Below are 19,585 nucleotides of genomic sequence, written 5' to 3' on the forward strand. Positions count from 1 at the left end.
GCGGCCCCGGCACCCACCCAGACATTTTGTAACAGGCTCATCACGCCTCCCTGGGGTTAGGGTTCTTCGCCCGGACGGGCTTGAAACGAGGTGATGATGGCGAGCGGCCGCTTTGGCTGGGTTGAGGGCATGCGGCAGGTTAGACCGTCGGCGCTTTGCGCACTTAAGCAGTCGGCAATGGGTCCGGCACTAAATCGCCGGCATTGGTTTTTTTGGAATGGCATTACGTTCCCTTATCATTGGCAAGTTACGTCATAACTCTCTCTAAAGCGATAAAAGCGTCGGCCGTTTGTCGCTGAGAGTCTTATTGATAACCTGTATGAACAGGCAACGTCGGGGATATTCTATTGCGGTTTAAGCGTCTGGTTAAGATAACGCATCAGTCGTTTTATGTGTTTAATATCCAGTCAGGAACATATAATAAAAACTGCCTGTTGTCCCGTCTGTTTGGGGGATGACTATTTGATGAGTTTAATAAATGTGACATAAATCCCAGATTTTTTACCCCGCTACGTTCACCAAAGATTCGATTTAAGTAAACCTCAGATTAATTAATACTCATCATATTCTTCAATGGTCACTTGCAGCGATAATATTTTCCCATTGCGCAATAAAGTGACAGGAACAACGCTGCCGGGGCGTATTTCAGCTACTTGATCCATTGTTTCAACCGCAGAGATAGCGGGTTTATCATTGACGCTGGTAACGATATCACCCACTTTAATACCAGCTTTTTGCGCTGGTCCGTTTGCAGTCACTTGAAATACTCGTAACCCCTGAATCTGGTTAATATTGCCGTTAGAAGAGCGAATATGTGGCAGCTCTTGGGATGTTATGCCGATAAAACCCCGGATAACCCGTCCGTCACGGATAAGTTTCTGCATAATCTTAGTGGCGAGCTCAGTCGGAATAGCAAACCCCAATCCTTCTGGGGTTTCACCATTTTCACTTTTATCGAATGATAATGTATTGATACCTACCAACTCGCCAAGGGTGTTAATCAGTGCGCCGCCGGAGTTACCTTGATTAATGGAAGCATCAGTTTGGAGAAAGTTTTGGCGGCGGGTAGGGCTTAATCCAACGCGACCGGTCGCGCTAATAATCCCTTGGGTAATGGTTTGCCCTAGATTATAAGGGTTACCAATCGCGAGAACGACATCTCCCACATGCGCTACTCTATTTGGATTAATCGTTATGACAGGCAGGTTTTCAGCATCAATTTTCAGGACGGCAAGATCCGTTAAGCTGTCAGAGCCTATGACCAAGGCTTCATAAAAATGGCCGTCTTGCAGTGCAACAATAATTTGTCCTGCATTATTAATGACGTGTTTATTGGTAAGGATGTAGCCTTTATCACTCATGATGACGCCGGAACCAAGGGTATGGTTTTCCCGGCCTTGATGAGAAAAACTCCCCATGTTGCTGCTGTAGACGTTGACTACGGCGGGCGCTGCCCTGCGGACACCTTTATTAAAGCTGAATGGAACTTCGTCATTACTGTTGCTGGTAATTGCAGACATCAACCCGCTAGGGCGCAGTGATGGAATGGTAATCAGTAAAATTACAGCTACAAGTAATCCTAAAAAAGCAGAGCGCAGCAACTTGGCAATCATGAGTATTATTCAGTGTGAGTTAATGAGTCATGGCAGGATAACATAGAAATTAACAGACACCGCATTATGCTGGATCTACTTTTAGCGCTTCGATTATCACTGTTGAGTTTTTATTAATAATAAAACGAAAAAATCTGTACTGACAGTTTTCATGGGCATTAAACTCTTTTTTATCGTATTTTGCTACAATCGGCGGGGTTTTAACGCTGTTTTCACTGTCTTTAATTTTTCGTTTTAGCGTTTTTTATTGACTTCGTAACGTTGAGATTTATCCAGATTAAATCATGTGGGGTGCCGTTTTTCATATCGTTTGAAAGCAAGGCGTATCAGAAATTTTCACTCATTCAGGTAAAATGAGATACGCTTTATCTGCGTATGATAAAACAGTCGTTAAAAAGCCGTTTATGGTCTGTCAGTGTCGTTTTAAAATCTGGAAAAATAGTCAGCATATTATGAAAAAACAGGTAAAAACTTTAATCATTAAAGGTGAAAATAAGTGATTAAGGTTTTTTAAAAACGGGTAAAAAATTCGTTGCTATATTGATATTGGAAGAGAAAACATCAGGAAAAACCGGTCTTGAATTGATTAACACAGTGACAGCGTTAATCCCATAATAAGAGTGAAATATTTAACAGGATTAATCGAATTAAGCTAATGTGCTTAAATAAGCGGTTTTGCATGGGTTGTTAGGAGTTTACGAAAAATCAGAGACAATGATTAAAGGAAATCGATAAGTTTTTAGATTGATTAGATTAGCAGTATTAAAAATGATTAAATAATCAGGCATTGAGCTTAAATATTATTAGCATGTCTGTTATCTGCTCTGGTTTTAAAGTTAAAAAATTAAATACAGGAAAAAGAGAAAACTTAAACATCAGTTTAATTAAAATGGGGAAGTTAAATGCGTATCAGGAAACGAAAAAATATTAGGTTGATAAAAACTACTCAATGAAAACCTCTTTTGCTTAAAAAAAACGGAATGATAATTGCTTTACCGATTCCATCTCTTTTAACATGGTTAACTTTCTCTTTTTACGTGTATTTCTCGCTTTTAGCGATCGTAAGCGCTTTTTTATCGGTAATTAATTCATCTGAGGATTAAAAAATTAGGTATCCCATTAATGCCAGATTTTTAAAAGGGACGGCATAAATAAAAAAGGTTTATTCCTTGCTATGATGATTTAAAAGTGAGTATACAGAGAGATTAAAGATTTATATAAGGATTTAACTCAATAGATACCTTCTTTATAAGGACAGTTAATTGCTTTTAATAAAAATCCATTAACCATTAACAGAGAGTTGAAAAGAAATCAGAAGGTAAAATAATGTTATTCTGTATGTTGATATTAAAATATTCTCTCACCGTTATTTTATTGAGGAAATTATAAATATAACGCAATGAAAAGAAGTGTGAAACGGTTAATGTGGCAGGGTTTAACTTCTAAATAGAGAGTTGATTATCAGAGAAAATATAAAGGGGTGTCTTTAATATTATCAGGCTGTTTACTGGCCTAATTTATGTGAAAAATAAAGGGTGATAGTCTATATAAACATCTCTGGATTGAGAGTAAACAGCCTCAGCAAAGATAAAAAGCGGGTATAATTAACGTTGGTTAAATGTAAAATACGATATGCCATGATGATTAAACTTAATAAAAATCAGGTATTAAAAGTGGTAAAAACAACGATTAAAACCTGATGCCAATTAAAATCAGAGGTTAAAACAATGGCTTATATTTTTTCATAACTTAACGCGTTCTTTTTCCACAATATCCAGCCGTTCGGTTAAAAAGTCAGAGTTAGCTTTTTCTTGTGGTAAAAAGGAATTCCAACTGGGTTTAATCGGTCGCAGAATAATGATATCGCTTTCACGAATAATCTCCAATTCGTTCACTCCCTCGAAATCGAGGTCGTGAGGTAAACATACAGCTCGGTTATTGCCGTTTTTAAATACGACTACGGTTCTCATATTGAGTCCTCCAGAAAAACTATTTACAAACTCACCCGTCGCGAGGGATATCAACGACTTTAAGACACAGCGTTACGCTGTGTCTTAAATGGAATTAGATCGATTTTTACTAAAAATATTAATTTCTCAGTAACAAATAGATACTCTCTTCGCCGCGAAGAATGTTCAGCGCTATAACTGGCGGTTTAGAATCAATGACTTTGCGCAGTTCATTAATATTCTGTATCCGTTCATTATTGATCCCAACAATCAGGTCATTTTTCTGTAAGCCAGATAACGCCGCCGGTGAGTTTTGAGCGACACTATCGATTTTCACACCGTAAGTCCCTTTCACTTCGCCATTGCTCAGAGTCGCACCTTGCAGGGCAAGGGTCAGATTTCCGGCTTTGGTTGTTTGACCTTCACTGTTTTCCAGCGTAACAGAAACCTCCATTGGTTTACCTTTACGCAATAAGCCAATTTTAATTTCTTTACCTGGTATCGTTGTGCCGATTTTGGCTTTCAGCTCAGCAAAGCTACTAATCTTCTTACCATCAACGGAAACAAGAATGTCGCCGGATTTAATACCTGCTTTCGCGGCTGCGGATTTTGGTAATACTTCACTGACAAATGCCCCGCGCTGGGCATCGATATTGAATGCCTTGGCGATATCGGAATTCATTTCCATGCCTTTAATACCAAGAATACCGCGTTTGACTTCGCCATGAGCGATAAGCTGCTCGCTCAAGGTTTTTGCCATATTACTTGGGATTGCAAAGCCGATACCGATGTTACCGCCGCCTGGGGCCAGAATAGCGGTATTGATACCGATTAATTCACCATTCAAATTAACCAGTGCGCCACCGGAGTTGCCACGGTTAATAGATGCATCTGTTTGGATGAAGTTTTCTAACCCTTCAAGGTTCAGACCACTACGCCCTAACGCAGAGATAATGCCGGAAGTTGCAGTTTGACCAAGGCCGAATGGATTACCAACCGCAACAGCAAAATCACCAACTCGGAGCTTATCGGAATCGGCCATAGTAATGGCAGTTAAATTCTTAGCATCTTTCAGTTGCAGCAGGGCGATATCCGTCTGAGGATCGCGACCTAACAATCTGGCTTCATATTCACGTCCATCATTTAGTTGGACACGGATTTTATCTGCATTCTCGATAACGTGATTGTTGGTTAATATATAACCTTTGGCGGCATCAATAATGACGCCTGAGCCAAGCCCTTGGAATGGGCGGGTACTTTCACGGCCCATTGGTAGATTTGGACCAAAGAAGAATCTGAATTCTTCGGGTATGCTCTGTTCCTGTTGTACTTGCGTACCGGAAACATGCACGCTGACAACGGCTGGCAGGACTTTTTCAAGCATCGGTGCAAGGCTTGGTAACGTCTGACCGGCAATAGCAGCAGGTAAAGCAGCGCTACTGATAGTCGGGATCGAAATTGTAGACAGTCCGATACTGATTGCTAACGCACTAAGGAGTAAGTGTTTTCTTTTCATCTAATTTTGTTCTCTTGTATACCTAAGCCAGAAGGCCAATGAAGTTAATTCCGGCAAGCAGCCATGATTATTCTATGACTGTTAATTATTAAATAAAGTTCATCGGGCAAACAGATTTAGCATGATTCTTTACAGGTATTTACATGATTGAGAAACAAAAAGACAAAACTTGCAGGTAGATAATAGATTTTACATTTGAATTAATGCTGTGGCACGAACATGCCACAGCAAAAATTTTTACTGGTTTTTTTCGTTCATCGGACGAAACAGGCCGGAAGCGCCGTCGGAATAATCCTTTGGTGGCATCTTAACCGGAGCTTGATCATTATCCGCTTCTGATTCAGTCAATCGATAATTAAATGGATTGTCTTGTACTGGCATATTCGGCATCAGTTCATGAGAGCTTTTAGCCATATGCTGATATAACTGACGATAATCGCGAGCCATATTGTCGAGTAATTCTGCACTGCGGGCAAAATGACCAACTAATTCTTTACGGTACTCTTCCAGTTCTGATTTATTATTCTCCAGTTCGGTTTGTAAGGCTTTCTGCTGGCGCAGCTTAGCGTTACCAAAACGCATAACTAGCGCTCCGATAACAAAACCAACTACCAATCCAATCAGTGCATACTCCCAAGTCATAGCTACTCCTTCATCAACATCGTTGTTCCGCAGAATGTTTCACTTAATTATCGTCACTATAACCGTTAATCTAGTTAGAGTGGAATATTGATCATGATTTACATTTGTTTGTAGACCTTATTCTGAACCTTATTGTAGACAATTGATCCGGTAATAAGGTCAATCTGAATCATAAAAACGATAAAAAATGGGCGATTATTTTAAGGATTGTTATTGTCATGCCATCATTGATTACCCCTTCATCATACTATCAAAAAGCCCTTTCCGAGGGTAAATACCAACCAGATGAGGTTCAGCGTCAAGTCGTTGCTCAATTGGATACCATTCGTCATGCTCTGATTAATGCTTCTCCCGGCAATCCCGTGAAACGCCAAAGCTTGAAAGGTCGTCTGAGTAAACTGTTAGGCAAGCCGACTTCAATGAGCTGTAGACCTGTTCAAGGGCTTTATATGTGGGGAGGCGTTGGTAGAGGGAAAACTTGGTTAATGGATATGTTTTACCAAAGTTTACCCAGTGAAAGAAAATTACGTTTGCATTTCCATCGTTTTATGCTGCGAGTGCATGAAGAGTTAAAGGCATTGCAAGGGCATGAAAATCCGCTGGATATTGTAGCGGATAGTTTTAAAGCGGAAACCGATGTGCTTTGCTTTGATGAGTTTTTCGTTTCCGATATTACCGATGCCATGATTCTCGGTACATTGTTGGAGGCGCTGTTTGTCAGGGGAATTACCTTGATTGCAACGTCCAATATTCCTCCAGATGAACTCTATCGCAATGGCTTACAGCGAGCTCGTTTTTTGCCTGCTATTGAGCAGATCAAAAAATATTGTGATGTTATGAATGTGGATTCGGGTATTGACTATCGGTTGCGCACATTGACACAAGCTCATCTCTATTTCGCACCGCTGAATGAAGATAATGAACGAGCGATGGATCGAATGTTTATTCTTTTGGCCGGTAACAGCAGTGAACAAGCTTCGGTGTTGGAAATTAACCATCGACAGATGCCGGCGATTCGTAACGCTGATGGTGTATTGGCAATTGGATTTAAAGTTTTGTGCGAAGATGCGCGTAGTCAGATGGATTATATTGTTTTAGCAAAACTTTATCACACTGTTTTGTTATATCAGGTTCCAGCGATAATGCCGGGTAATGAAAATGCCGCTCGCCGTTTTCTGGCGCTGGTTGATGAATTTTACGAACGCCGGGTAAAACTGATCATTAATGCGGCGGTGCCGATGGAGCAAATTTACCAAGGGGTGTTGTTGACTTTCGAATACCAGCGTTGCTTATCCCGTTTGCAAGAGATGCAAAGCGAAGAGTATCTGAAATTACCTCATTTACCTTAATTTTATGTTTACCCGTATATTTCAGATTCAAAACTGATTTTAAATATTCAAATTGGGGTCGATTTTTATTTTTGACTTCTCTATAATCTTGCGACCCCACGTTACAGCAATGTTTTTTTTCCCAAAAACTTGCAATAGTGCCGGCATAGGCTATTCGAAGGGGTAGGTTTGCTGGACAAGAGTCGTGTGAACCTCAGCAAGTTTCTGAACCTTGAGTGTTCACCAACGTGTAACTTATTATTGGGTAAGCTTTAATGAAAACTTTTACAGCTAAACCAGAAACCGTAAAACGCGACTGGTATGTTGTTGACGCAGATGGCAAAACTTTGGGCCGTCTTGCAACTGAAGTGGCTCGTCGCCTGCGCGGCAAGCATAAAGCGGAATACACTCCGCATGTTGATACCGGTGATTACATCATCATCGTTAATGCAGAAAAAGTTGCAGTCACCGGCAACAAGCGTTCTGATAAAATCTACTATCACCACACCGGTCATATCGGTGGTATCAAGCAAGCGACCTTTGAAGAGATGATTGCTCGCCGTCCTGAGCGTGTAATTGAAATCGCGGTTAAAGGCATGCTGCCAAAAGGGCCACTGGGCCGTGCAATGTACCGTAAACTGAAAGTTTACGCCGGTAGCGAGCACAACCATGCGGCACAGCAACCGCAAGTTCTGGACATTTAATCGGGATTATAGGCAATGGCTGAAAATCAATACTACGGCACTGGTCGCCGCAAAAGCTCTTCCGCACGTGTCTTTATTAAGCCAGGTAGCGGTAATATCGTCATCAACAAACGCAGCCTTGAAGTTTACTTCGGCCGTGAAACAGCGCGCATGGTTGTTCGTCAGCCGCTGGAGTTGGTTGATATGTTGGGTAAACTGGATCTGTACATCACCGTTAAAGGTGGTGGTATTTCTGGTCAAGCAGGTGCAATCCGTCACGGTATCACCCGCGCACTGATGGCGTATGACGAAACTCTGCGTTCTGATCTTCGTAAAGCTGGCTTCGTTACCCGCGATGCTCGTGAAGTTGAACGTAAGAAAGTTGGTCTGCGTAAAGCACGTCGTCGTCCACAGTTCTCCAAACGTTAATTTTTTGTCTTTATGGCAATTATTTAATGTGCAAACCCGTCTTTGTGGCGGGTTTTTTACTTAATTATCCATACACTTCCCCCAAAATGTACAAAATCTGGTAAACTAGTGCCAATTTTTGCCTCATCCATTTGTCTGCCTATTATCTGAACGATGGTAATTGCGTTGGATAATAATTGTGTAGGATATAATTGTGTTGAATAGCGCATATCCGTATTCACCGTTGCGGCGCAGAAACATAAAGGGTGAGAATGAATGAGTAAGAATAGTCGTGGTCGTGTGGGGCTATTCATTCCTTTTTTAGATAAACTTGGAGGTTTTCATGGCTGTCGCTGCCAACAAACGTTCTGTAATGACTCTGTTTTCAGGCCCGGCCGACATTTTTAGCCATCAAGTGCGAATTGTATTGGCGGAAAAAGGTGTCAGCGTTGAAGTTGAACAGGTTGAGGCAGGTAACCTGCCACAGGACCTCATCGATCTGAACCCTTATCAGACAGTTCCGACTTTGGTTGATCGTGAGCTGGCGCTATATGATTCCCGCATCATTATGGAATATCTGGATGAACGTTTTCCTCATCCGCCATTAATGCCAGTGTATCCAGTTGCCCGTGGTTCCAGCCGTTTGATGATGCACCGCATCCAAAAAGACTGGTACTCCCTGATGCATACGATTGAAGAAGGCAATTCTCAAGAAGCCAATACTGCCCGTAAAAGATTAGCAGAAGAGTTGCTAGCAGTGGCGCCAATATTTAAAGAGATGCCATTCTTTATGAGCGAAGAATTCAGTTTGGTTGATTGTTATCTTGCTCCTTTACTATGGCGTTTACCGGTATTGGGTATAGAGTTACCAAGTTCTGGCACTAAAGATTTACAAATTTACATGCAGCGTGTCTTTGAGCGTGATGCATTCTTGGCTTCGTTAACTGAAGCTGAACGTGAAATGCGCTTGCAATCCAGGAGCTGATTTATGGAGCTGTCTCAAATGTCTCCCCGTCGTCCTTATTTGTTGCGTGCTCACTACGAGTGGTTGCTCGATAATAATATGACTCCGCATCTGGTTATAGACGTGACTTTACGTGGAGTTAATGTACCAATGGAATATGCCCGCGATGGGCAAATTGTGTTGAATATAGCGCCGAGAGCTGTTGGTAATCTTGAGTTAACCAATGATGAAGTACGCTTCAATGCCCGTTTTGGTGGTGTTCCCCGTCGGGTTAGTGTACCGATGGCGGCGGTTATAGCGATTTATGGCCGTGAAAATGGGGCGGGAATGATGTTTGAGCCTGAAGCAGCTTATAAAGATGAATATCTTTTTAAATCTGCTTCAGATCAGGATAAAGCGGGTGCCTCTGCATCTGCGACAGATAATCTGGTATTAGTTACGGATACACTGAGTGATGCCGAAGATAATAGTGGAACTTCACCTGATGATGATCCACCAAAGCCAACGAGAGGGCGCCCTGCTTTACGGGTAGTTAAATAGGCTTAGAAGAGGGGGCGATTCGCCTCCTTATTTTTTTAAATTTATTAATTAGAATTCTGTATTGTAGGCTTTTTCTAACTCCCAGAAACAATCTTCAGCTCTGTCTTTAGCTTCGCGATTTGTGATAGCGCCTAAGCTCTTTTTGACCTTATCTACAAACTCTATTTTATTCTCTCTGGTTCCCAGCTCTGGTGGGATTGTGCAGATATCAGCCAGTGATATATTGCTTTCTTTATCTGCATTAGCAAGGACCTCGACAGGATTATTAATTAATGCCAGGGATAATGCGTAGCGTATCTCTTTGGCAAAATCCTGGTGCATGCTTTGCGTTAATTTGAAAGCCAGTTTTATCCATTTACGGTCACCAGTCGTAATTTTGTGAGTGATTTCTTGCCTGGCTCCCATTTCTCCTAATTCTGCCACTACAGAGTTGGTCCCTCTGTTTATAATTTCTTTAGTAATATCTTCGGGTGTCAAGGGCTGTGATAAAGCAAGTGCCGTTTGGCTGATAAACAGCATTGGTGATAATAGAATTAGGGTTTTTATTAGCTTCATTAATATTTCCAGTGTTTGTAGTTAAGTAAATATCGTAGTGTTTAGCCCTATTGGTTAGAATATTTTATTTAAATTCTATATTGATAAAAAATAATATTCTAAAATATTATCTATGACAGTAATAAGTCTGAAATGTTCATCAAATCTACTTACTTTTTTGTGTAATGGTGGTTAGATTAATATAATTTATTGAACTGGTAATAGAAAGAGATGGGAGCTGAAAAGCTCCCTTGGTTGATTAGATGTTTAGGTAATCAAGAATGCCTTGCGCGGCTTTACGCCCCTCGGCAATTGCGGTTACAACGAGATCGGAGCCACGAACAGCATCCCCACCAGCAAATATCTGCGGATTGCTGGTTTGAAAGGGAATGTCTGAACTCTCTGGTGCGACAATGCGTCCCTGTTTATCCAAGGTTACTTGATGATCATTTAGCCAGTTCATGGTATGTGGTTTAAAGCCGAATGCCATGATCACTGCATCGGCCTTAAGCAGGTGTTCTGAACCTGCGATAATTTCAGCTTGGCGGCGTCCATTCTCATCAGGTTGACCTAATTGAGTCCGTACCATTTTTATGCCACAAACTTGACCTGAATGGTTGATTTCAATACTGACCGGTTGCAGATTAAACAGAAACTCTACACCTTCTTCCTTGGCATTTTTGACTTCACGCTGGGATCCTGGCATGTTGATTTCGTCGCGACGATAAGCACAAGTAACCGAAACTGCTTTTTGGCGAATCGAGGTTCTGACACAATCCATTGCAGTATCACCGCCGCCAAGCACCACGACCCGCTTACCCTGCATATTGATAAAAGGTTGCGATTGCAGGGCGGGATAACCCATCAAATGCCGGGTATTGGCAGTCAGAAATGGCAGAGCCTCATAAACACCATCAGCATCTTCATTTGCCAGCCCTCCACGCATTGACTGATAGGTTCCTACACCAAGGAATACTGCATCAAACTGCTCAGTCAGTTCAGATAAGGCAATATCTTTGCCTATTTCAGTATTGAGCCGGAATTTAATTCCCATCTCAGAGAAAATTTCACGGCGGCGTATCATGACCTCTTTTTCCAGTTTAAACGCCGGTATGCCAAAGGTGAGTAATCCACCGATTTCCGGGTGACGATCAAAAACAACGGCTTGTACGCCATTACGGGTTAATACATCAGCACAAGCTAGCCCCGCAGGGCCTGCGCCAATAATCGCAACCTGTTTGCCCGTTGGCTGAACTTGTGACATATCGGGCTTCCAGCCCATAGCAATCGCTTTGTCATTGATGTAGCGCTCAATATTACCAATCGTCACGGCACCGAACTCATCATTCAGAGTACAAGCGCCTTCACAAAGGCGATCCTGTGGGCAAACACGACCACAAACTTCCGGCAGGCTGTTTGTTTGGTGGGATAGATCAGCCGCTTCCATAATACGTCCTTCATTGGCAAGTTTAAGCCAATTGGGAATGTAGTTATGAACGGGGCATTTCCATTCGCAATAAGGGTTACCGCAAGAAAGGCAGCGATCGGCCTGTGTCTGTGCCTGAATTGCTGAAAATGGCTCGTAGATCTCCACAAATTCTATTTTGCGGATTTTCAGCGGCTTTTTAGGCGGATCGACGCGTTGTAAGTCGATAAACTGATATACATTCTGGCTCATCTTGGCTCCTTATTGCGCTTGAATTCGCAATTCTGCGGAAGAACGACTGCGATGTCCCAGTAGGGCTTTCACATCACTGGATTTGGGTTTCACAAGCGCGAATTTACTCAGCCACTGTTGCCAGTTAGCAAGAATATCTTCACCGCGCTGAGAGCCGGTCAGGAGGACGTGCTCAGTGATAAGTCCTCTCAAGTGTTCTTCGTGGATAGCTAAGGTAGCTACTGCCAGTACTTCGACTAACTCTGGGTTAACCCGTTTGCGGAAATCATCATTTTCATCCAGGACATAAGCAAAGCCTCCGGTCATTCCGGCACCAAAATTTATGCCAGTGCGTCCGAGAATACAGACGATACCTCCTGTCATATATTCACAGCCATTATCTCCAATACCTTCTACAACTGTAATCGCCCCTGAATTACGAACGGCGAAGCGTTCTCCTGCTCGCCCGGCAGCAAACAGTTTGCCCCCGGTTGCTCCGTAGAGACATGTGTTGCCAATGATGGTTGCCTGATGGCTTTTGAAGGCAGAACCCACCGGCGGGTGTATGACAATGCGGCCGCCAGCCATACCTTTACCGACATAATCGTTGGCATCGCCGATAAGTGTCAGCTCTAGACCACCGGCATTCCAGACACCAAAACTTTGACCGGCAGTACCGTTGAAATGAATTTTTATTGGCGCCGCGGCGATCCCCTGATTACCATGTCGAGCAGCGATAAAACCGGAAAGGGAAGCGCCCACTGAACGATCAGTATTACGGATATCGAAATAGAAAGTTTTACTTTGCTGGTTCTCAATATAGCTGGAAGCTTGAGCCAGTAAATTTTTATTCAGAGTCCCATTATCGAATGGTGGATTGTTTTCGGTGCAATATAATGTTTTGCCTTGATGGGGTTCTGCGGTTGCCAGGAGCGGATCAAGATTGAGTTTGCTCTGTTTTGCTGAAATACCTTCTAATACTTCAAGCAGGTCAGTTCGGCCGATTAAATCAGTTAGCTTTTTGACACCCAATGCAGCCATAATCTCTCTGGTTTCACGGGCGATAAAGCGGAAATAGTTCATTACCCGCTCAGGCAATCCGTGGTAGTGGTCGCGACGTAATTTCTCATCCTGAGTGGCAACCCCGGTTGCACAGTTATTGAGATGGCAAATACGCAGATATTTGCACCCAAGGGCAACCATCGGTCCGGTACCGAAACCGAAACTTTCAGCGCCAAGAATGGCCGCTTTAATAATATCTACGCCGGTTTTCAACCCGCCGTCGACTTGTAAGCGGATCTTATGGCGTAATCCGTTAGCAACTAGCGCTTGTTGGGTTTCCACCAGCCCCAATTCCCAAGGGCATCCGGCATACTTCACCGATGACAATGGACTGGCGCCGGTACCGCCGTCATAACCTGCAATAGTAATTAAATCGGCATAAGCTTTGGCAACGCCAGTGGCAACAGTACCAACGCCGGGTTCTGAAACCAGTTTTACTGAGATCAGCGCATTGGGGTTGATCTGTTTTAGATCGAAAATCAACTGAGCCAAATCTTCAATAGAGTAAATATCGTGATGTGGTGGTGGAGAAATAAGTGTTACGCCGGGCACGGAATAACGCAGTTTTGCAATATACGGTGTTACCTTATCGCCCGGTAATTGCCCACCTTCTCCGGGTTTAGCACCTTGCGCGACTTTAATCTGAATCACATCAGCGTTGACCAGATAAGCAGGTGTTACACCGAATCGACCGGAAGCAACTTGTTTGATACGGGAAACCTTTTTTGTTCCGTAACGTGCGGGATCTTCTCCACCTTCGCCGGAGTTGGAAAAACCACCTAGCGTATTCATGGCTTCGGCCAGAGCTTCGTGTGCTTCGGGGCTTAATGCTCCAATCGACATCGCTGCGGTATCAAAGCGTTTAAACAGCTCTTCGGCAGGTTCTACTTCTTCAATAGGCAGAGGTTCAGCTTTTGTTTTGATCGCCAGTAAATCACGGATGGTGGTAATTGGGCGTTGATTAACCAGACGAGAATATTTTAGGTAATCGTGATATTCGCCACTATGAACCGCAGCCTGTAAAGTGCTTACAACATCCGGGTTATAGGCGTGGTATTCGCCGTTATGAACATATTTCAGCAATCCCCCCTGATCGAGTGGTTGACGGGCAAGCCATGCGCGTTTGGATAAGTTTCGCAGATCCTGCTCGAAATCGCTGAAATTAGCACCGCCAATTCGGCTGACGACGCCGTTAAAGCAAAATTCAGTTAATTCGGAATGTAAGCCGACAGCTTCAAATAGTTTAGAACAGCGATAGGAGGCGATAGTCGATATGCCCATTTTCGACATGATTTTATATAACCCTTTATTGATACCATTGCGGTAGTTAAGCATGACATCAGCATAGGGTTTATTAATTGTGCCATTATCGACCATTTTGGCCAGTGATTCATAAGCCAGGTAGGGATAAATCGCTGTGGCGCCAAATCCCAGTAGTACAGTGAAATGGTGTGGATCACGGGCACTCGCTGTTTCTACTATCAGGTTGGTATCACAGCGTAGGTTTTTTTCTACCAAACGGTGTTGAATAGCGCCAACAGCCATCGGCGCTGGTATGGGTAACTTCTCCGGCGTAATGTTGCGGTCAGATAATACCAACAATACCGCACCATCTCTGGCGAGTTGTTCTGCCTGGTCACACAATGCGAACAGGGCATTTTGCAGATTGGTTTCTTGTGGATTGAAAGTTAAGTCTAATCGTTCTGCGCGATAGTGTGGACTTTGCTGCGTGATTAATTGATGAAAATCAGAGTAGAGCAGAATAGGGGATTTAAAGCTTAATCGGTGTGCCTGTCCCTCTGCTTCGCAAAATACGTTCATCTCCCGCCCAATGCAGGTGGTGAGAGACATAACATGTGCTTCCCGTAGTGGGTCGATTGGCGGATTAGTGACTTGAGCGAATTGCTGGCGGAAATAGTCATAAATAATCCGTGGACGGCTGGAAAGGACGGCAAACGGTGTATCATCCCCCATTGAACCGGTTGCTTCCTGACCATTCTCTCCCAAGACACGGATGATTTGATCTAGCTCTTCGTTGCTGTAGGCAAATTGTTTGTGATAGACCGCTAAGGATTGATCGTTCAGATCCCGATGACCAGCTTGATCTTCCAGTAGCTCTTCAAATGGAGTAAGGCGTTTGACGTTTTTATCCATCCATTCTTTATAGGGATGGCGGCTTTTTAAGTCATTGTCTGTTTCTTCTGCATGAAGGATGCGGCCTTGGCGGGTATCAATCACGATAAGTTCACCGGGACCAACGCGCCCTTTTTCCACCACTTCGTCCGGTTGATAATCCCAGATGCCGATTTCGGAAGCACAGGTGATCAGCTTATCTTTGGTGATAACATAGCGGGCCGGGCGCAAGCCATTGCGATCCAGATTACAGGCAGCATAGCGCCCATCTGACATAACGATACCCGCCGGGCCATCCCACGGCTCCATGTGCATGGAGTTGAAATCAAAAAAAGCTCGCAGATCTTCATCCATATCAGGATTGTTTTGCCATGCGGGAGGAACCAGCAATCGCATAGCACGGATTAAATCCATGCCGCCGTTGAGAAACAGTTCCAGCATGTTATCCAGCGAGCTGGAATCTGACCCGGTTTCGTTGACAAAAGGGGCAGCCGTTTGCAGATCGGGAATCAGCGGCGTCTTGAATTTATAGGCTCTTGCTCGTGCCCACTGGCGGTTACCGGTGATGGTGTTTATTTCACCGTTATGGGCAAGATAGCGAAAAGGTTGTGCCAGTGGCCAGCGTGGGACGGTATTGGTTGAGAAGCGCTGGTGGAATAGGCAAATCGCCGATTCCAAACGTAAATCAGCCAGATCGGGATAGAAGCGGGGTAAATCTGCCGCCATGCACAGCCCTTTATAGATAGTCACCAGATTAGACAAACTGCAAACATAAAAATCGCTGTCGTTAATGCGTTTTTCTATTCGGCGGCGAGCAACGAACAAACGGCGTTCTAAATCACGTGCACGCCAGCCTGCTGGAGCATTAACAAAAATCTGTTCGATACGGGGGAGGCTTGAGAGGGCTATTTCGCCCAGAATATCACTGTTGATGGGGACTTCACGCCAGCCAACGACTGACAGAGTTTCATTTTGTAGCTCTTGTTCGACGATTTCCCGGCAGTTTTGTGCAATCTGAGGATCTTGGCTGAGAAATAGCATTCCGACGGCGTAATTGCGGGCTAAATGCCACTCTTGCTCCTGTGCGACCATCCGAAAAAAACGGTCAGGTTTTTGCAGTAATAAACCACAACCATCACCGGTTTTGCCGTCTGCCAGGATTGCCCCACGATGTTGCATTCTTGCCAAGGCATGGATAGCGGTACGTACTACTTTGTGGCTTGGCTCCCCTTCAATATGGGCTATCAATCCAAAGCCACAGTTATCCTTTTCTTGAGATTTGTTATATAGCATATATGAACCTCCCGAGGTTCTGTCCGACTCTCACAGAAACTCACAGACATTTGTGAGATTAATACTTTGTACTGGCGTCTGAATTGCGCCCTCAATCAACCACCACTTGTTTATTTGTGATAAACAGGTGGTGACTTAAATGATATTGTTTCACTGCATAATTATGGTTCAGATGAGAATCTGACAGATGATTTCCAGTGACTTTCCAAGTTAACTAGAAATATAAATCAGGTCAAATATAGCTGGGATAAGATAAGGATAGGTGATAATTAAGGCTAACGTTATAATTTTTAAGTAAAAAATTTAATATTGGAGTTATGTGATATAGATCATGTTAGAATTTTAATGTGATTTATATCACTAATATTAGTGTAATATCTGTTTTATATATGCTGTTAAACTTTTATTTACTAGGTTTAAAATCTAAACAATGTGAACTTTAAAGAATTAATATGTATTTTTGTTTCTTTATAAGAATAAAGTTTTATCTTTTTGGGGGTGTTAAAGGAGTAAAAAAGAATTTTATGCTTATTTTATCAATGTATTTGATTATTTATTCATATTTGGATTGTGCGAAAAGACCGGCAGGAGTAAAACGCCAGAATAATATTTGGTGAGTCATAACTAAAACTATTAAATAATACTATTGTTTTACCAGGTCAACAATTTCTGTTATTCCTTCAACGAAGTGGCCGGTCTTTTACGGTATGATCTGGAATGGTCATATTTAACGGGAGTTTTTATGAAATGAAGCTGCTCAGGGGCCTGGCCCAATATTATGTTGATTTAATGATGAAATTGGGGTTAGTGCGCTTTTCATTACTGCTTGCATCCGCATTGGTTGTTCTTGCAATGGGTGTACAGATGGTAGTCACTTTTTTGCTTCAAGGAGGAGTGCAAAGTATTGATTTAGTTCGCTCAATTTTTTTTGGTTTGTTGATTACGCCTTGGGCTGTCTATTTTCTTTCGGTTGTTGTTGAACAGCTTGAAGAGTCCCGTCAACGATTATCCAAATTAGTTGAAAAGTTGGAAGTTATGCGCCAGCGTGATCGGGAACTTAATCAGCAATTAAAAGACAACATTATTAAGCTTAATCAGGAGATCTCTGTAAGGGAAAAAGCTGAACAGGCGCATCTGATATTGTTGGATAAACTCAAAGAAGAGATGAAACACCGTGAGCAGACGCAGATTGAATTGGAACAGCAATCGGTATTGTTGAAATCTTTTCTCGATGCCTCTCCTGATTTGGTTTATTACCGTAATGAAAATAATGAGTTTTCTGGTTGTAATCGGGCGATGGAGCTACTGACGGGGAAAAGTCAGAAACAACTTGTCGGGCTGACGCCAAACGATGTTTATGACAAAGAAGTTGCTCGCAAGGTGATGAAAACCGATGAAAAAGTGTTCCGTCATAATGTTGCACTCACTTATGAACAGTGGCTGGTTTATCCCGATGGCCGGAAAGCCTGTTTTGAGCTTCGGAAAGTCCCTTTTTATGATCGGGTGGGAAAAAGACACGGGCTTATGGGATTTGGGCGCGATATAACGGAACGTAAGCGCTATCAGGACGCTTTGGAGAATGCAAGTAGGGATAAGACTACTTTTATCTCAACGATTAGCCATGAGCTTCGTACACCTTTAAATGGCATTGTTGGTTTGAGCCGTATTCTGCTGGATACTGAGTTGACGTCTGAGCAAAATAACTATCTGAAAACGATTCATGTCAGTGCGATCACGCTTGGTAATATTTTCAATGACATTATTGAAATGGATAAAATTGAACGGCGTAAAGTACAGATTGATAATCAGCCAATTGATTTTACCGGTTTTATATCCGATCTAGAAAACCTCGCTGGGCTGCTGGTGCAGCCGAAAGATATTAAATTTGTAATGAGTCCAGAACTGCCACTGCCTGCCAGAATCATGACGGATGGTACTCGCTTGCGCCAAATTCTGTGGAACTTGATTGGCAATGCGGTGAAATTTACGCAAAAAGGGGAGATTAATGTTCGGATTTGGTACGAAGAGGGGGAACGCCTGCTGTTTGAAGTCACAGATACGGGGATTGGTATCCCATATGATGAGCAAGAGAAGATTTTTGCGATGTATTATCAAGTGAAAGGCAGTCATGGTGGTTGTCCTGCAACGGGAACGGGTATTGGATTGGCGGTATCCAAGCGTTTAGCTCAAAGTATGGGAGGGGATATTGTGGTGGAAAGTGAGCCGGGACAGGGTTCTCGATTTACACTGTCTATCATTGCGCCTGCTATGGAGGAGTGTCTTCTATCCAAAGAAGATACAGAAGATTGCCCACTTCCGGCTTTGCATATCTTATTGGTAGAAGATATTGAGCTGAATGTGATTGTTGCTCGCTCTGTACTGGAGAAATTGGGTAACAGCGTAGAAGTCGCCATGAATGGTAAAGATGCGTTAGAAATGTTTGAGCCAGAAGAGTTCGATCTGGTATTGCTGGATATTCAGTTACCCGATATGACTGGATTAGATATTGCCCGCGAATTACGTCGGCGATATGCCAAAAAAGATCTGCCCCCACTGATTGCACTGACGGCAAATGTCTTAAAAGACAAAAAAGAGTATCTGGATGCGGGTATGAATGGTGTGTTGAGTAAGCCCCTTTCTGTGAATGCGTTAACCGCCATTATTGAACAATATTGGGGGGAACAGTCTGTGCATCATATGCAGCCGGAAGAAGAGGAGTCAGGATTGGTGAAAAAAAAATGAAGATTTGCTTGATACAGAAATGCTTAACCAATACATCGAACTCGTTGGACCTCAGTTGATTAGCGATAGTCTGAGTGTGTTTGAAAAGATGATGCCGGGTTACTTGTCTGTTCTTGACTCGAACATGACAGCTAAAGACCAGAAAGGCATTACGGAGGAAGCGCATAAGATAAAAGGTGCCGCGGGATCGGTTGGATTACGTCATTTACAGCAACTGGCTCAGCAGATTCAATCACCTGATTTACCAGCATGGTGGGATAATGTTCAGGAATGGGTTGATGAGTTAAAGCAAGAATGGAGAAACGATACGGAAATTTTGAGAGAATGGTTGGCGGAAGCTGAAAAAAAATAACCCCAACCGAGGTTGGGGTGCGCGAATACTGCGCCAACACCAGGGAAAACTTTTTACACGCCTATTTAATAGATCTTTGGTTGCGGCGAGTAAATGGGGAATTCTCCGTACATCATACAAGTACCAACATAGCAAAGATAAGATTTTTTGTTACAAGATTCATTAAAAT

Annotated in this window: 13 protein-coding genes and 2 pseudogenes; 8 read left to right on the forward strand and 7 right to left on the reverse strand. The window is 43.0% G+C overall.

The features are described 5' to 3' along the window. Positions 1-96: 96 nt before the first annotated feature. Positions 97-258: a hypothetical protein gene (locus C6H66_RS25985; RefSeq protein ID WP_160297030.1), complete on the forward strand. Its 162-nt coding sequence runs from the start codon at positions 97-99 to the stop codon at positions 256-258. Positions 259-551: 293 nt separating this feature from the next. Here C6H66_RS25985 and degS read toward each other — a convergent pair whose 3' ends face one another. From degS to zapG, 4 genes are all read right to left on the reverse strand, one after another. After that, entirely contained in the window at positions 552-1,613 is a 1,062-nt protein-coding gene (degS, locus tag C6H66_RS14395; RefSeq protein WP_105395922.1) for an outer membrane-stress sensor serine endopeptidase DegS, read from the reverse strand. Positions 1,614-3,355: 1,742 nt separating this feature from the next. Continuing rightward, positions 3,356-3,583, reverse strand: coding sequence for a type II toxin-antitoxin system VapB family antitoxin (gene vapB, locus C6H66_RS14400; RefSeq protein ID WP_105395923.1), 228 nt, complete (start codon positions 3,581-3,583; stop codon positions 3,356-3,358). Positions 3,584-3,701: 118 nt separating this feature from the next. Next, positions 3,702-5,078, reverse strand: coding sequence for a serine endoprotease DegQ (degQ, locus tag C6H66_RS14405; RefSeq protein ID WP_036780300.1), 1,377 nt, complete (start codon positions 5,076-5,078; stop codon positions 3,702-3,704). A gap of 237 nt (positions 5,079-5,315) precedes the next feature. Further along, a complete protein-coding gene (zapG, locus tag C6H66_RS14410) occupies positions 5,316-5,720 on the reverse strand; it encodes a Z-ring associated protein ZapG (RefSeq protein ID WP_036780302.1) in 405 nt (134 codons plus the stop codon). A gap of 218 nt (positions 5,721-5,938) precedes the next feature. Here zapG and zapE point away from each other — a divergent pair, with 218 nt between their 5' ends. From zapE to sspB, 5 genes are all read left to right on the forward strand, one after another. Beyond that, positions 5,939-7,069 (forward strand): cell division protein ZapE, encoded by a 1,131-nt coding sequence (zapE, locus tag C6H66_RS14415; RefSeq protein ID WP_105395924.1) that lies wholly within the window; start codon positions 5,939-5,941, stop codon positions 7,067-7,069. Between the two features lie 254 nt (positions 7,070-7,323). Further along, positions 7,324-7,752: a 50S ribosomal protein L13 gene (rplM, locus tag C6H66_RS14420; protein ID WP_011148147.1), complete on the forward strand. Its 429-nt coding sequence runs from the start codon at positions 7,324-7,326 to the stop codon at positions 7,750-7,752. Between the two features lie 15 nt (positions 7,753-7,767). Further along, positions 7,768-8,160, forward strand: coding sequence for a 30S ribosomal protein S9 (rpsI, locus tag C6H66_RS14425; protein WP_011148146.1), 393 nt, complete (start codon positions 7,768-7,770; stop codon positions 8,158-8,160). 322 nt (positions 8,161-8,482) lie between these two features. Beyond that, positions 8,483-9,124: a stringent starvation protein SspA gene (sspA, locus tag C6H66_RS14430; protein WP_036808599.1), complete on the forward strand. Its 642-nt coding sequence runs from the start codon at positions 8,483-8,485 to the stop codon at positions 9,122-9,124. Between the two features lie 3 nt (positions 9,125-9,127). Next, positions 9,128-9,643 (forward strand): ClpXP protease specificity-enhancing factor, encoded by a 516-nt coding sequence (sspB, locus tag C6H66_RS14435; RefSeq protein WP_046396974.1) that lies wholly within the window; start codon positions 9,128-9,130, stop codon positions 9,641-9,643. A 48-nt stretch (positions 9,644-9,691) separates the two neighbouring features. Here the strand turns inward: sspB and C6H66_RS14440 are convergent, their stop codons facing one another. From C6H66_RS14440 to gltB, 3 genes are all read right to left on the reverse strand, one after another. Beyond that, complete coding sequence (locus C6H66_RS14440) at positions 9,692-10,198, reverse strand: hypothetical protein (protein ID WP_105395925.1); 507 nt, start codon at positions 10,196-10,198, stop codon at positions 9,692-9,694. A gap of 238 nt (positions 10,199-10,436) precedes the next feature. Then, entirely contained in the window at positions 10,437-11,855 is a 1,419-nt protein-coding gene (locus tag C6H66_RS14445) for a glutamate synthase small subunit (RefSeq protein ID WP_105395926.1), read from the reverse strand. A 9-nt stretch (positions 11,856-11,864) separates the two neighbouring features. After that, on the reverse strand, positions 11,865-16,322 hold the full coding sequence (gltB, locus tag C6H66_RS14450) for a glutamate synthase large subunit (protein WP_105395927.1): 4,458 nt from the start codon (positions 16,320-16,322) through the stop codon (positions 11,865-11,867). A 747-nt stretch (positions 16,323-17,069) separates the two neighbouring features. On the opposite strand from gltB, the pseudogene arcB reads away from it, so the two are divergent. Both arcB and C6H66_RS27660 read left to right on the forward strand, forming a co-directional pair. Beyond that, positions 17,070-18,999, forward strand: a pseudogene (gene arcB / locus C6H66_RS14455) (aerobic respiration two-component sensor histidine kinase ArcB); the annotation flags it as partial. Positions 19,000-19,062: 63 nt separating this feature from the next. Next, a pseudogene (locus C6H66_RS27660) lies at positions 19,063-19,416 on the forward strand (Hpt domain-containing protein); the annotation flags it as partial. Positions 19,417-19,585 lie beyond the last annotated feature (169 nt).

Source organism: Photorhabdus hindustanensis (assembly GCF_002968995.1).
GTDB lineage: Bacteria > Pseudomonadota > Gammaproteobacteria > Enterobacterales > Enterobacteriaceae > Photorhabdus > Photorhabdus akhurstii.

What these genes read in the sequence shown, in the direction of transcription:
- vapB (WP_105395923.1), bottom strand. Translation starts at nt 3,583, where the DNA reads ATGAGAACCGTAGTCGTATTTAAAAACGGCAATAACCGAGCTGTATGT.
- zapG (WP_036780302.1), bottom strand. Translation starts at nt 5,720, where the DNA reads ATGACTTGGGAGTATGCACTGATTGGATTGGTAGTTGGTTTTGTTATC.
- gltB (WP_105395927.1), bottom strand. Translation starts at nt 16,322, where the DNA reads ATGCTATATAACAAATCTCAAGAAAAGGATAACTGTGGCTTTGGATTG.
- degS (WP_105395922.1), bottom strand. Translation starts at nt 1,613, where the DNA reads ATGATTGCCAAGTTGCTGCGCTCTGCTTTTTTAGGATTACTTGTAGCT.
- zapE (WP_105395924.1), top strand. Translation starts at nt 5,939, where the DNA reads ATGCCATCATTGATTACCCCTTCATCATACTATCAAAAAGCCCTTTCC.
- degQ (WP_036780300.1), bottom strand. Translation starts at nt 5,078, where the DNA reads ATGAAAAGAAAACACTTACTCCTTAGTGCGTTAGCAATCAGTATCGGA.
- rpsI (WP_011148146.1), top strand. Translation starts at nt 7,768, where the DNA reads ATGGCTGAAAATCAATACTACGGCACTGGTCGCCGCAAAAGCTCTTCC.
- C6H66_RS25985 (WP_160297030.1), top strand. Translation starts at nt 97, where the DNA reads ATGGCGAGCGGCCGCTTTGGCTGGGTTGAGGGCATGCGGCAGGTTAGA.
- rplM (WP_011148147.1), top strand. Translation starts at nt 7,324, where the DNA reads ATGAAAACTTTTACAGCTAAACCAGAAACCGTAAAACGCGACTGGTAT.
- C6H66_RS14440 (WP_105395925.1), bottom strand. Translation starts at nt 10,198, where the DNA reads ATGAAGCTAATAAAAACCCTAATTCTATTATCACCAATGCTGTTTATC.
- sspA (WP_036808599.1), top strand. Translation starts at nt 8,483, where the DNA reads ATGGCTGTCGCTGCCAACAAACGTTCTGTAATGACTCTGTTTTCAGGC.
- C6H66_RS14445 (WP_105395926.1), bottom strand. Translation starts at nt 11,855, where the DNA reads ATGAGCCAGAATGTATATCAGTTTATCGACTTACAACGCGTCGATCCG.
- sspB (WP_046396974.1), top strand. Translation starts at nt 9,128, where the DNA reads ATGGAGCTGTCTCAAATGTCTCCCCGTCGTCCTTATTTGTTGCGTGCT.